Source organism: Microbacterium galbinum, assembly GCF_023091225.1.
In the GTDB taxonomy this organism is placed as follows: domain Bacteria; phylum Actinomycetota; class Actinomycetes; order Actinomycetales; family Microbacteriaceae; genus Microbacterium; species Microbacterium galbinum.
This window is the reverse complement of the sequence record NZ_JAHWXM010000001.1, coordinates 880938-893737: the sequence shown is the minus strand read 5'-3', so window position 1 is coordinate 893737 and position 12800 is coordinate 880938. Positions and strand designations below refer to the sequence as shown.

General features: G+C 68.6%; 13 protein-coding genes. 6 read left to right on the top strand and 7 right to left on the bottom strand.

All coding sequences use genetic code 11. The features are described from left to right. The first annotated feature begins 70 nt into the window (after positions 1-70). Both secA and KZC52_RS04475 read left to right on the top strand, forming a co-directional pair. Positions 71-2872, top strand: coding sequence for a preprotein translocase subunit SecA (secA, locus tag KZC52_RS04480; RefSeq protein WP_247622860.1), 2802 nt, complete (start codon positions 71-73; stop codon positions 2870-2872). 67 nt (positions 2873-2939) lie between these two features. Further along, positions 2940-4169: a pyridoxal phosphate-dependent aminotransferase gene (locus KZC52_RS04475; protein ID WP_247622859.1), complete on the top strand. Its 1230-nt coding sequence runs from the start codon at positions 2940-2942 to the stop codon at positions 4167-4169. Here KZC52_RS04475 and KZC52_RS04470 read toward each other — a convergent pair. Both KZC52_RS04470 and KZC52_RS04465 read right to left on the bottom strand, forming a co-directional pair. Next, on the bottom strand, positions 4090-5334 hold the full coding sequence (locus tag KZC52_RS04470; protein ID WP_247622858.1) for a CpaE/TadZ family protein: 1245 nt from the start codon (positions 5332-5334) through the stop codon (positions 4090-4092). The two genes, KZC52_RS04475 and KZC52_RS04470, sit on opposite strands and share 80 nt — an antisense overlap. Then, positions 5331-5951, bottom strand: a complete 621-nt coding sequence (locus KZC52_RS04465) for an SAF domain-containing protein (protein WP_247622857.1) — start codon at positions 5949-5951, stop codon at positions 5331-5333. The genes KZC52_RS04470 and KZC52_RS04465 overlap by 4 nt, the downstream gene beginning before the upstream one ends. A 100-nt stretch (positions 5952-6051) precedes the next feature. Here KZC52_RS04465 and KZC52_RS04460 point away from each other — a divergent pair, with 100 nt between their 5' ends. After that, entirely contained in the window at positions 6052-6330 is a 279-nt protein-coding gene (locus KZC52_RS04460) for a helix-turn-helix domain-containing protein (protein WP_247622856.1), read from the top strand. Here KZC52_RS04460 and KZC52_RS04455 read toward each other — a convergent pair. After that, positions 6318-6929 (bottom strand): hypothetical protein, encoded by a 612-nt coding sequence (locus KZC52_RS04455; RefSeq protein ID WP_247622855.1) that lies wholly within the window; start codon positions 6927-6929, stop codon positions 6318-6320. The two genes, KZC52_RS04460 and KZC52_RS04455, sit on opposite strands and share 13 nt — an antisense overlap. 124 nt (positions 6930-7053) lie before the next feature. Between KZC52_RS04455 and KZC52_RS04450 the strand changes: the two genes are divergently transcribed. Further along, entirely contained in the window at positions 7054-7440 is a 387-nt protein-coding gene (locus tag KZC52_RS04450) for an Rv3235 family protein (protein WP_247622854.1), read from the top strand. A gap of 24 nt (positions 7441-7464) precedes the next feature. Further along, positions 7465-8949, top strand: coding sequence for a sensor histidine kinase (locus KZC52_RS04445; RefSeq protein ID WP_247622853.1), 1485 nt, complete (start codon positions 7465-7467; stop codon positions 8947-8949). A 75-nt stretch (positions 8950-9024) separates the two neighbouring features. Here KZC52_RS04445 and KZC52_RS04440 read toward each other — a convergent pair whose 3' ends face one another. Continuing rightward, positions 9025-9273, bottom strand: coding sequence for a WhiB family transcriptional regulator (locus KZC52_RS04440; RefSeq protein WP_028503730.1), 249 nt, complete (start codon positions 9271-9273; stop codon positions 9025-9027). Positions 9274-9501: 228 nt separating this feature from the next. Here KZC52_RS04440 and KZC52_RS04435 point away from each other — a divergent pair, with 228 nt between their 5' ends. After that, complete coding sequence (locus KZC52_RS04435) at positions 9502-9903, top strand: hypothetical protein (RefSeq protein ID WP_247622852.1); 402 nt, start codon at positions 9502-9504, stop codon at positions 9901-9903. Positions 9904-9909: 6 nt separating this feature from the next. Here KZC52_RS04435 and bcp read toward each other — a convergent pair whose 3' ends face one another. The 3 genes from bcp to aroA are packed head-to-tail and all read right to left on the bottom strand — an operon-like array spanning position 9910 to position 12785. After that, complete coding sequence (gene bcp, locus KZC52_RS04430; RefSeq protein WP_247622851.1) at positions 9910-10383, bottom strand: thioredoxin-dependent thiol peroxidase; 474 nt, start codon at positions 10381-10383, stop codon at positions 9910-9912. A gap of 9 nt (positions 10384-10392) precedes the next feature. Next, a complete protein-coding gene (gene rsgA / locus KZC52_RS04425; RefSeq protein WP_247622850.1) occupies positions 10393-11463 on the bottom strand; it encodes a ribosome small subunit-dependent GTPase A in 1071 nt (356 codons plus the stop codon). After that, on the bottom strand, positions 11460-12785 hold the full coding sequence (aroA, locus tag KZC52_RS04420; protein ID WP_247622849.1) for a 3-phosphoshikimate 1-carboxyvinyltransferase: 1326 nt from the start codon (positions 12783-12785) through the stop codon (positions 11460-11462). Before aroA ends, rsgA begins: the two co-directional genes overlap by 4 nt. Between the last annotated feature and the right edge of the window lie 15 nt (positions 12786-12800).

Genomic DNA, 12800 nt, shown 5'->3' with positions numbered 1-12800 from the left:
TGACAACATATGCCTGGGGCACGCTCCGTCGTGCGCCGGCACTTTACCCACCAACAGGGAGATGACATCCGTGGCCAATCCTCTTGAGAAGCTGCTGCGCGCCGGCGAGGGGCGGGTCATCCGCCGCCTGAACCAGGTGGTCAAAGCCGTGGGAGCGCTGGAAGAGGACATCTCCAAGCTCACCGACGACGAGCTGCGCAACGAGACCGCCGAACTGCGTGCACGTTTCGAGAAGGGCGAGACGCTCGACCAGCTGATGCCCGAGGCGTTCGCCGCCGTCCGCGAGGCGGCCAAGCGCACGCTCGGCATGCGCGCCTACGACGTGCAGATCATGGGTGGCGCCGCGCTCCACCTCGGCAACATCGCCGAGATGAAGACGGGTGAGGGAAAGACGCTCGTCGCGACGTTCCCCGCCTATCTCAACGCGATCGCCGGCAAGGGCGTCCACGTCATCACGGTCAACGACTTCCTCGCGAGCTACCAGGCCGAGCTGATGGGACGCGTGTACCGCGCCCTCGGCATGACCACGGGCATCATCGTCTCGGGCCAGACCCCGGCCGTGCGCCGCGAGCAGTACGCCGCAGACATCACCTACGGTACGAACAACGAGTTCGGCTTCGACTACCTGCGCGACAACATGGCATGGCGCAAGGAGGACCTCGTCCAGCGCGAGCACTTCTTCGCCGTCGTCGACGAGGTCGACTCGATCCTCATCGACGAGTCCCGCACCCCGCTCATCATCTCCGGTCCGTCCTCCGGCGAGGCCAACCGCTGGTTCGCCGAGTTCGCGAAGATCGCCCGTACCCTCGAGGTGGGCGTCGACTACGAGGTCGACGAGAAGAAGCGCACCGTGGGAGTGCTCGAACCCGGCATCGAGAAGGTCGAGGACTACCTCGGCATCGACAACCTCTACGAGTCGGCGAACACCCCGCTCATCTCCTTCCTGAACAACTCGATCAAGGCGCTCGCGCTGTTCAAGAAAGACACCGACTACGTCGTGATGAACGACGAGGTCATGATCGTCGACGAGCACACCGGCCGAATCCTCGTCGGACGCCGCTACAACGAGGGCATCCACCAGGCGATCGAGGCGAAGGAAGCGGTGCCGGTCAAAGCCGAGAACCAGACGCTCGCGACCGTGACCCTGCAGAACTACTTCCGTCTCTACGAGAAGCTCGCCGGTATGACCGGTACGGCTGAGACCGAGGCCGCGGAGTTCATGTCGACCTACAAGCTCGGCGTGATCCCGATCCCGACGAACCGGCCGATGATCCGCAAGGATCAGCCCGATCTGGTCTACAAGAACGAGACCGCGAAGTTCGCTCAGGTCGTCGAGGACATCGCCGAGCGCCACGCCGCGGGTCAGCCGGTCCTGGTCGGTACGACGAGCGTCGAGAAGAGCGAGTACCTCTCGCGTCTGCTCGCGAAGAAGGGCGTGAAGCACGAGGTGCTCAACGCGAAGAACCACGCGCGCGAGGCCGAGATCGTCGCCCGCGCCGGACGTCTGGGAGCGGTCACGGTCGCGACGAACATGGCCGGTCGCGGTACCGACATCATGCTCGGTGGAAACGCCGAGTTCCTCGCGGTCCAGGAACTCAAGTCGAAGGGCCTCGACCCTGTCGAGACGCCCGAGGAGTACGAAGCGGCCTGGGACGAGACCTATGAGTCGATGAAGGGCATCGTCGCAGAGGAGGGCGAGAAGGTCACCGAAGCCGGCGGTCTCTACGTCCTCGGAACCGAACGGCACGAGTCGCGTCGAATCGACAACCAGCTGCGCGGTCGTTCCGGCCGTCAGGGCGACCCGGGCGAGAGCCGGTTCTACCTCAGCCTCACCGACGACCTCATGCGCCTCTTCCAGTCGGGCGCCGCCGAAGCGATCCTCTCGCGCACGAACTTCCCCGACGACGTGCCGATCGAATCGGGTCTCGTCTCGCGTGCCATCCGCAGCGCGCAGTCGCAGGTCGAAGCGCGCAACGCCGAGATGCGCAAGAACGTCCTGAAGTACGACGACGTCCTCAACCGTCAGCGCGAGGCCATCTACGCCGATCGCCGGCACATCCTCCAGGGCGATGACATCGCCGGTCGGGTGCAGCACTTCATCGAGGATGCCATCAGCGGCGTCGTCCGCGATCACACGGGCGAGGGCCACAACGAGAGCTGGGACTTCGACGCTCTGTGGACCGAGCTCAAGACCCTGTACCCCGTGAGCGTCACGATCGACGAGGTCGTCTCCGAAGCGGCCGGTCGCAAGGGCGGCATCACCGCGGACGGACTGACCCGTGAACTGCTCTCCGACGCGAAGATCGCGTACGAGGCCCGCGAGGAGACGCTCGGCGAGGCGGCGACGCGCGAGCTCGAGCGACGCGTGGTGCTGCAGGTTCTCGACCGTCGCTGGCGCGACCACCTCTACGAGATGGACTACCTCAAGGACGGCATCGGACTGCGGGCGATGGCTCAGCGCGACCCGCTCATCGAGTACCAGCGCGAGGGGTACGCGATGTTCCAGTCGATGATGGGACAGATCAAGGAGGAGTCCGTCGGCTACCTCTACAACCTCGAGGTCGAGGTGCGCCGTGCGGGCGACTCGCAGGTGACCGAGGTCGAGGCGAAGGGTCTCGCCGAGGGAGCCACCGAACAGCGTCTGGAGTACTCGGCCGCCAACGACGCCGGCGAGGTCGAGGTCCGCAACGATCGCGGTCAGGTCCAGCAGGCGGCGACCGACCGCCTGCGACAGGCCGCCGCGCGCACGCAGGCACCGCAGGCCGAGCCCGAGGAGGCCCCGCGCGGAGCATTCGGCCAGCGCACGGATGCTCCGGCTCCGGCTGCCGGCAACCGCGAGCAGCGTCGGGCGCAGGGCAAGAAGAAGAAGTAGATCTCACCCGGAGAAGAGGGCCAGTCCATGTGGATTGGCCCTCTTTTCGTCCCTGTAGGCTTGGGCGATGACACCAACGCGCCACTTCGACCAGTCGTCGAAGCTCAAGAACGTCCTGTACGAGATTCGCGGAAACGCCCTCGTCGAGGCGGCGCGATTGGAAGCAGAGGGTCACAAGATCCTCAAGCTGAACACCGGAAATCCTGCGATCTTCGGCTTCGATGCGCCGCAGCAGATCGTCCAGGACATGCTCGCCGCACTGCCGACCGCACACGGGTACAGCGACAGCAAGGGCATCGTCTCGGCACGCCGCGCGGTCGTCAGCCGCTACGAGGAGATCGAGGACTTTCCGCGCTTCGGTCCGGAGGACGTCTTCCTCGGGAACGGCGTCTCCGAGCTCATCACGATGACCATGCAGGCGCTTCTCGACGAGGGCGATGAGGTGCTGATCCCGGCGCCGGACTATCCGCTCTGGACCGCGATGACGAGCCTGGCCGGAGGGACGCCGACCCACTACCTCTGCGACGAGGACAACGGCTGGCAGCCGGACCTCGAGGACATCCGCTCGAAGATCACGCCGCGCACCAAGGCGCTCGTGATCATCAACCCGAACAACCCCACGGGTGTCGTCTACTCCCGCGAGGTCCTCGAGGGGCTCGTGCAGATCGCGCGGGAGAACCAGCTGCTGCTGCTCTCGGACGAGATCTACGACCGCATCCTTTTCGACGGCGCGGTGCACATCCCGACCGCGACGCTTGCGCCCGACCTGCTCTGCCTGACCTTCAACGGTCTGTCCAAGACCTACCGTGTGGCCGGGTATCGCTCGGGTTGGCTCGTCATCACCGGGCCGCAGCAGCACGCGAAGGGCTTCCTCGAGGGCATCACCCTCCTCGCCTCCACCCGTCTGTGCCCGAATGTGCCCTCGCAGCATGCGGTGCAGGCGGCGTTGGCGGGAGTGCAGTCCATCGACGCGCTGATCGCGCCGAGCGGGCGGCTGCACGAGCAGCGCGATGTGGCCTGGCAGGGTCTCGAGTCGATCCCCGGCGTATCGTGCGTCAAGCCCGAGGGTGCGCTCTACGCGTTCCCGCGACTCGATCCGAACGTGCACGAGATCCGTGACGACGCGCGACTGGTGTACGACCTGCTGGTCTCCGAGCAGATCCTCCTCGTGCAGGGCACCGGGTTCAACTGGCCGACTCCCGATCACCTCCGCATCGTCACGCTCCCCGAGCCGCGCGTGCTGAGCGAAGCAGTCGAGCGGCTCGGGAACTTCCTCGCGAGCTATCGGCAGAACTAATCGTCGGCGCGGCGCCCGGGGCCAGCACGGCCGCCAGGCGCCGCGCGCCGGCGACGAGTGCTGATCGCGGGGTCAGATCCGACATCGGTCGGGCGTGCAGGAGAGCGGCGTCCGCAGCGCGCTGGTCGTGCGGAAGGAACAGCGGATCGGTGATGCCGGCGAACCGATCGAGCGTGTTCCGGATCTGCCCGCGGGCATCCAGGCCCAGGGGCCCCGGGCGAACCTGATTGACGACGACGGTGACCGGCGTCGGCGTCGTCAGGTTGCGCAGCTCGGCGTAGTCGCGGAGGAATCGGCTGACGCCGAGGGGGTCCGCCGACGCGACGGCGATGATCGCATCCGCCTCGTTCAGGGCGGCCGTCGTCGCGGCGTGCCGGCGGGGGCCGAGAACGTCGTACGTGGCTTCTTCGTCCGCATCGAACGAACCCGCCACATCGATGACGGTCTCCTCGGTCCATTCCCGGCAGGTCTGCAGGGCACGGGTGAGGCGGGAGGCCGAGAGTTCCGGCCATCGGCTGGGGCGATTGATGCCGGGGAGCACATCGAGGTCTCCGGCGCTCGTCGGCACCACGGTGGCGAGGCGGGTGAGTTCCGCGCTGTCGAGCCCGCCGAGCTCGGCACGGCGGCAGGCGGCGGCGATCCCGGGAGCGTCATCGCCGAGACCCAGGAGCAGCGCGAGGGAGGGCGCGACGGTGTCGGCGTCGACGAGGGCGGTGCGTCGACCGAGACGCGCGAGTTCGACGGCCAGCAGCATCGCAACGGTCGAGCGTCCGGGGGAGCCGTGCGGCCCCCACACGGCGATCAGACGATGCGGGAGGTCGCCGCGCGCGCGGTCCTGGATCGTTGCGGGTGTCCGGAGCGCGCGTGAGATCTGCCAGCCGGTGGCATCGACGGGCAACCCGGGCCCGATGCCGAACTTCTGGAGCAGGCGACTCTCCGCAACGCCCAGGGCGAGGATCCGTACGCCCGCCCGGTCGCAGGCCGACACCAGCTCGGGCGTGAGGGTTTCTCGGCTCGCGGGCATCACGAGCGCCTGGGCGCCGGAGAGGAGCGTCGTCGCCGAGGTCGCCGAGACGATCGCGATGATGTGCTCGCCCTCGAGTTCGAGCTCGCGGGCGAGAGCGCTCGCGCGCGGCTCCTCGACGGCGAGGATCAATCCCATCATGACCCCGCACCGACCGGCACGACCGAGAGGGCTGCGCCGCCCGAGATCGCTGCGAGCACGTCGGCGACAGCGGCGCGGTCGACCACGATCTCGACGGCGCTGCGCGAAGCGGAGAGCATCCCCTCGGAATCGAGCACCTCCGCCACGATCGCATCGGCGACGAGGATGCGCGGCGCGTCGTACGTGCGGCCGTCCTCGAGCAGCGGCGCTTGCCAGAGCTCGACGACCGTGCCTGCGTCGACGCCCTCGGGGATGCTGATGCTGCTCTCGATCACGAGCGTCGTGCTCCGACTGTCGTCAGCCTTCCCGGATGCCGTGTGCGGGACGAGCTCGCCCTCCGCGATGGTCCGAGCGGCGACCTGGCCGGATTCGAGATCCTGGGGCTGCAGGTAGTCGTCGGTCAGCGCTCCCAGGGAGACGTCGACGACGCGGAAGTCCGCGGCGGTGATCGCCTCGCCCTGGATGATCGTGCGGTCGGCCTGCAGGATCGGCGTCGCGGAGTCCGCGGAGGACATGATCAGCCAGACCCCGGTGATGGAGACCCCGACGAGGGCGATGCCGATGAGGAAGCGGAGGTCGCCCCAGAAGGCGCGACGCGGCCGAGAGAAAGTGCTCATGGCGACCCATGCTCACAGATATCCGCGAAACGGTCCGAGAGTTATCCACAACGGCGACGCCCGGACGCGGTGCGGATGCCGTGCGGGGCAGAATGGGTGCATGCCCGATCCGTCTCGCGTCGCTCCGCGCTACCTCGCCCCCGCGCAGGTGGCGGAGTTGTTGAGCGTCGAGGTCGACGAGGTGATCGAGCTCGTCCTGGCCGGGCGTCTGCGTGGCGCTCAGCTCGGTGTCCCCGCACGATGGCGCATCGAGGAATCGAGTATCGAGGGGTATCTGGCCGCGCAGTCGGAGGATTCCCGTCGGATGGCGCTCTGGCGTCAGTCACAGGAGGCGAGCTTCCCCGAGATCTGGGGAGCCTCCACCGCTCACAGACGCTGATCGCCGGCGAGCCGGATGGCGACCAGGGCCTCGAAGGGCACGATCCGGAAGCTCTGCACCGCACTCGCCAGTCTCGCGGTGCCCGCATCGTGCACAGCGAGATCGAGGTGATCGGCGCCCGCACGATCGATGGTCCCGTGCACGTCGTCGCCCCTCGTGGTGCTGAGGTGGAGCGCGACGCGTCGGCGCGCCAGGTCGCGGAGCACGAACCCGAGGGTCATCCTCTCGCGCAGGATGCTGGGGGGATCGGTGTCCTCCTCGAGACTGCTCAACAGCATTCCGTGATCGCTGCCGAGGCTCTGGATCGCGCGCAGGGGGACGACGAGCATCGACCGGGAGGCGAGAGCACCGAGCGCGGTGGAGATCTCGGCCGCGAGCCAGTCGGCGCCCACGGTGCGCAGGATCACCGGCATCCGTCGCCCGTTCGCGAGCTCGATCACGATCGACGCACGCCGTGCGCTCATCGCACGCAGGCGCGTTCGCAGCGCGAGCTGTGAGATGCGCACACGCTCCGACTCCGCATCGAGAGCGACGCGCTCCGCCTCCCACTCCGACGCGAGCTGACCCTCGAGGTCCTCAAACAGCCTGTCCCAGTTCATCGGATCGAGCGTAGGGGAGGGCGAAGGGCGACATACGAGTTATCCACATACCTCTGTCGAAGGGCCCTGCGCGCGGGCTTCCGCGTGCTCTACTGGCTCGCGTTCCCCGACTGAGAGTGTGACGATGACGCTTCATGAGTACTTCGCGCGGCAGCCGACCCCGACCGTCGAGCTGCCCGATCCGGCCCCGCTGCTGCGCAGCCTCACCCAGGGTGTGCTCGAGGTGCTCGCCGGTGTGCGGGAGGTCGATCAGCTCGCTCGATGGTTCAGTGAAGACGCCTACCGCAGCCTGGTCACGCGATCGAACCTCTCGGCACGGGCGCGCAGCGCACGGGGAGTGGTGCCGGCCCGCCCCAGCTTCGAGATCCGTTCCCTGCGCATCTCCGCTCCCGTCGACAGCGTGATCGAAGCGGTCGTCATCGTGGCAGGGCCCGGACGCACGCGCGCCGTCGCCGTGCGCCTGGAGGGGCTGGATCGGCGCTGGCGCGCGACGTCGCTGGCGATCCTCTAGAGCGAAGGACCGTAGGCTGGTGGGGTGTCGACCCTCACTGATCTCGCCCATGCCCAGGGCCGTCTGAACGACGGCGATGTCGAGTGGCTGCATCGCCTGGCCGGGGACGGTCAGCTGCTCGCCGATCTCTCATCGGCCGACATCGTCGTCTGGGTGCAGACCGACGACGGCTCCTTCATCGCGGTGGCCCATGCCCGCCCGAGCGGCGCGGCGACTCTCTTCTATCGGGACATCGTCGGGGAGCGCGTGCGTCCGCAGTGGCGTACCCAGGTGCAGGGGGCGTTCGACACCGCGGAGATCGTGGACTCGTCCTCACCGGATTGGTTCGAGGAGACGCCCACGCGGGTGCGCGCCGTGCCGATCGTGAACGCGCGGCGCTCGGGCGACGTGCCACCGTCCGTCATCGGTGTCGTCACCCGGCACACGAACCTCGGTGAGGCGCGCACGCCCTCCCGTCAGCAGATCACGTTCGACGACTGCGCCAACGATCTGTTCCGGATGATCGCCGACGGCAGCTTCCCGGATCTCGCGGCTCCGACCTCGCCGCGCCGCGGCGCTCCCCGTGCCTCGGACGGTCTGATCCGCATCGACGTCGACGGCATCACCACGTTCGCGAGCCCGAACGCCTTGTCCGCGTTCAACCGCATGGGATTCGACGACGAGCTCGAGGGCGAGTCCCTCGCCGAGGTGACCACACGTCTCGTCCCGCCCTCCCGGCAGGTCGACGAGTCGCTCCCCGTCGTCGTGACCGGACGGGCGCCATGGCGCACCGACATCGAGGCGCGTGGGGTGACGGTCTCCCTCCGAGCGATTCCGTTGAAGGATCACGGCACGCGGATCGGCGCGATCCTGCTCTGCCGCGACGTCTCGGAACTGCGTCATCAGGAGCAGGAACTCATCACCAAGGACGCGACGATCCGCGAGATCCATCACCGCGTCAAGAACAACCTGCAGACGGTGGCCTCCCTGCTGCGCATCCAGGCGCGCAGGACGCACTCCGACGAGGCCAGGGACGCGCTCACCCAGGCGATGCGACGCGTCGACGCGATCGCGGTCGTCCATGACACGCTCGCCCAGGGACTGACCCAGAAGGTCGATTTCGACGAGGTCTTCCATCGCGTCCTCAAGCTGGTCGCCGAGGTCGCCTCCGCTCCGAACACACGGGCGCAGACGCAGTCGACCGGTCGGTTCGGCGTGCTGCCGAGCGAGTACGCGACCCCGCTAGCACTGGCGCTGACCGAGGTCGTCACCAACGCCGTCGAGCACGGGCTCGCGGGCCAGGAAGGCCTCGTCACGATCGACGCGGCACGCACCGAGGAGAACCTCCGGGTCACGGTGCACGACACCGGACACGGGCTGCCGGAGGGGCGGATCGGTCAGGGCCTCGGCACGCAGATCATCCGCACGCTCATCCAGGGCGAACTCGGCGGCACGATCGAGTGGCGCGGCAGCGAGGGCGAGGGGACGTCCGTGGTCATCGACATCCCGCTGCGGTGGCTGCAGAAGTGAGCCCTCGGGGGAGCTGAGGGCACGCGAAAGCCCCGCCGGACGAGGAGTTCTCGACGGCGGGGCTTTCGTGATGCGTCAGGAGGCGCGGCGGGCGCGTGCGGCGCGGCGCTTGAGGGCGCGACGCTCGTCTTCGGAGAGGCCGCCCCAGACACCCGAGTCCTGGCTGGACTCGAGCGCGTACTGCAGGCAGATCTCGGTGACCGTGCAGGTGGCGCAGACGGTCTTCGCCTTCTCGATCTGGTCGACGGCCGGGCCGGTGTTGCCGACCGGGAAGAACAGCTCGGGATCGACGGTCAGGCAGGCGGCTTTGTCGCGCCAGTCCATGGGGGCTCCTCGGTGTGGATTTCAGAATCGCGATGCGATGTCTCGATTCGGGTGACGGCTCGGGATCCGTTACCCTGTGTGAGATGCGGACGGTTGCCCGCGAAGTGTGATGCGGGCAGAGAGCCCGCCCCACGCCGCTGTGGGAGCACATGACTGTTTCTATTGTGTTACAGGAAACCTTCGAAATCAAGGCTTTTTGCCATTCACTCTCGATTCCCAGGAGACTCCGTGCGCGCACCCGGACTCGCCCTCGCCGCCGCGGCGGTGCTCGCCGCCGAGGGGGCCGCTCTCGTGGTCTTCGCCCTGATCGAGCTGATGGGGATCGGTGCCGGCGACGCGGCATCCGTGCCCACGGCTGTCGCGCTGATGGTGCTCACCCTGATCGGTGCGGCGGCGCTCTTCGCCTTCTCCTGGGGCGCACGCGCGGGGCGCTCGTGGGCGCGATCCGGGGGCGTGGTGTTCCAGATCCTCGCGGTCGTGATCGCTCTCGCGTCACTGACCCTGCAGCCGATCCCGTGGGCGTTCGTGCTCGGGGCGGGTCTGCCGGGACTGCTCGGGTTCGTGCTCCTCATCGCGAGCACGCGGCGCGAGGCCGAGCTGCACGAGAACGACGGGCCCGCGGGCGACTGACGCGCCTCAGGCGTCGATGCCGAGCAGCTTCCGCAGCCGGGCCACGTGTCCGGTCGCCTTCACGTTGTAGAGGGCGTGCGCGATCGCGCCGTCCTCGTCGATGACGAACGTGGAACGGATGACGCCCTCGATGACCTTGCCGTAGTTGACCTTCTCGCCCCAGGCGCCGTAGGCGCTGTGCACGGCGTGGTCGGGGTCGCTCAGAAGCGTGAAGGTCAGGCCGTCGCGCTCGCGGAAGGTCGCGAGCTTCTTCGGCTCGTCGCGCGAGATGCCGATCACGCGGTAGCCGGCGCCCTGGAGCGAGGAGATGCTGTCGCGGAAGTCGCACGCCTGCGTGGTGCAGCCGGGGGTCATCGCGGCCGGATAGAAGTAGAGCACCGTCTTCTCGCCGCGCAGATCGGAGAGCGAGACGCTCGTACCGTCCTGGTCGAGAAGGGTGAAATCGGGGGCGGGCGTTCCGGCTTCGAGGCGCTGAGTCACCCGTCCAGCCTATCGGCCGGTCGCCTGCTCCGCCTTGTCGGCGAACGTCTGCAGCAGGCGTTGCAGAGAGTCCAGGCGGGCGAGGCCCGTCTCGCTGAGTTCACCGCGCTCGGCCGCCTCGATGAGGGCGCAGTCCGGGGCATCCGCGAGGTGCGTGCATCCGCGCGGGCAGTTCTCCGCGATCTCGGCGAGTTCGGTGAAGGCCGCGAGGATGTTCTCGGGCTTCACATGCCCGAGGCCGAACGATCGCACACCCGGGGTGTCGATGACCCATCCGTTGCCGGTCGGCCCCTGGTAGCGCAGAGAGACCGTCGACGACGACGTGTGCCGACCGCGTCCCGTCACCTGGTTCACATGCCCGGTCGCCCGACCGGCGGTGGGGACGAGCGCGTTCACGAGCGTCGACTTGCCGACACCCGAGTGACCGACGAACACCGTGGAGTGCCCGACCAGCGCGGACCCGATCTCGTCGATCGGCATGACGTCCTGGGCGCTGGTGAAGACGGTCAGATCGAGTCCATCGAAGTGCGACAGGAAGTGCGCGGGGTCGGCCAGATCGGTCTTGGTCACGACGAGGAGCGGGCGGATGCCGGCATCGAGGGCGGCGACGAGATAGCGGTCGACGAGGCGTTCGCGGGGTTCCGGATCGGCGGCCGCGACGACGATGAGCATCTGATCGGCGTTCGCGACGATCACCCGTTCGACCTGATCGGTGTCGTCGGCGCTGCGGCGCAGGAGCGACGTGCGATCGACGATCCCGACGATGCGGCCGAGCGTGCCGTCCTCCCCGGAGAGGTCGCCGACGACGCGTGCCCGGTCACCCGTGACGATGGGGTTCCGGCGCAGTTCCCGGGCGCGGGCAGCGGTGATCGTGCGCTCGGTCGGGGAGTCCTCGTCGAGCAGCACGGAGTATCGGCCGCGATCCACGCCGAGCACACGACCGATCTCGGCATCCTCGTGCGCAGGCCGACGCTTGGTCCGGGGCCTGTTCGCCTTCGGATTGGGGCGAGAGCGGATCGCGCTCTCGTCGTAGTCCTCGAAGTCGTCCTCGAGGTCGTCGTCGCCGTCGAGCCAGCTCACGCGGCCGCGCCTCGCAGCATCCGCTCCCACAGCAGCGTGAACTCGGGCAGCGTCTTCGCGGTGGTGCCGATGTCGTCGATCTCCACTCCGGGCACCCGGAGCCCGATCAGCGCGCCGGTGGTCGCCATCCGGTGGTCGTGGTGAGCGGCCCAGGTGCCGCCGTGCAGCGGGCGGGGGATGATCCGCAGACCGTCGGGGAGTTCCTCCGCCTCGCCGCCGAGCGAGCGGAGGTTGTTGATGAGAGCGGCGATCCGATCGGTCTCATGCAGGCGGATGTGACCGATCCCGCGGATCGTCGTGGGGCCGTCGGCGAAGGCCGCGAGGCCGACGAGGGTCGGGGTGAGTTCGCTCGCCGCCGACAGGTCGAGGTCGAGGCCGCGGATGACGCCGCCGGAACGGACGGTCAGAGCTCCGCCGTGCCGGCTGGCGTGGGCGCCCATCGCCTGGAGGATCTCGGGCAGCAGCGCTCCGGGCTGGGTGGAGTGCGCCGGCCAGCCGGTGATCGACACCGCCCCTCCGGTCACCATCGCCGCCGCGAGGAACGGGGCGGCGTTGGAGAGATCCGGTTCGATGGCGATCTCCTTGGCGCGCGGAACGCCGGCTTCGACGAGCCATTCCCCGGTCGCCGGACGTTCGATGCGGATGCCGCGACGGCTGAGGGCCTCGATCGTCATGTCGATGTGCGGGAGGCTCGGCAGGTGCTCTCCGGTGTGCACGAGGTGCAGGCCGACGTCGAAGCGCGGAGCGGCGAGCAGCAGACCCGAGACGAACTGGCTCGAGGCGGAGGCGTCGATCTCGACGCGTCCACCGCGGATGCGTCCGTGCCCGCGGATGGTGAACGGCAGCGCCCAGGTGCCCTCGTCGTCGATGTCGACCCCGAGGTCGCGCAGGGCGCTGATCAGGCCGCCCATGGGGCGGTGCAGGGCAGTCTCGTGCGCGGTGAGGTGCACGTCGTGGGCCGCGAGGCCCGCGAGGGGCGCGATGAACCGCATGACCGTGCCGGCCTGGCCGCAGTCGACCGTGGTGCCCCCGGAGAGCTTCGCAGGGGTGACGACGAGGTCGGGTCCGAACTCGCCCCCGGCATCCACCTCCTCGATGCCGACGCCGAGCGCACGCAGCGCGTCGACCATCCGGCGGGAGTCGTCGGAGTGCAGTGGACTGATCAGACGACCGGGGCCGTCGGCGATCGCGGCGATGATGAGCTCACGGTTCGTGAGGGACTTCGAGCCGGGGATCGTCAGCGTCGCGTGGATCGGATCGTCGAAAACCGGCGCGGTGTAGGCGCCCGTGACGGGGGGAGGGGAATACCTGTTGGCGCTCATCGGTTTCCACCTTAG

Coding starts and splice junctions, on each gene's coding strand:
- aroA (WP_247622849.1), bottom strand. CDS start 12,785: ATGAGCGCCAACAGGTATTCCCCTCCCCCCGTCACGGGCGCCTACACC.
- KZC52_RS04470 (WP_247622858.1), bottom strand. CDS start 5,334: ATGATGGGATTGATCCTCGCCGTCGAGGAGCCGCGCGCGAGCGCTCTC.
- KZC52_RS04460 (WP_247622856.1), top strand. CDS start 6,052: ATGCCCGATCCGTCTCGCGTCGCTCCGCGCTACCTCGCCCCCGCGCAG.
- KZC52_RS04475 (WP_247622859.1), top strand. CDS start 2,940: ATGACACCAACGCGCCACTTCGACCAGTCGTCGAAGCTCAAGAACGTC.
- KZC52_RS04450 (WP_247622854.1), top strand. CDS start 7,054: ATGACGCTTCATGAGTACTTCGCGCGGCAGCCGACCCCGACCGTCGAG.
- KZC52_RS04465 (WP_247622857.1), bottom strand. CDS start 5,951: ATGAGCACTTTCTCTCGGCCGCGTCGCGCCTTCTGGGGCGACCTCCGC.
- KZC52_RS04440 (WP_028503730.1), bottom strand. CDS start 9,273: ATGGACTGGCGCGACAAAGCCGCCTGCCTGACCGTCGATCCCGAGCTG.
- KZC52_RS04455 (WP_247622855.1), bottom strand. CDS start 6,929: ATGAACTGGGACAGGCTGTTTGAGGACCTCGAGGGTCAGCTCGCGTCG.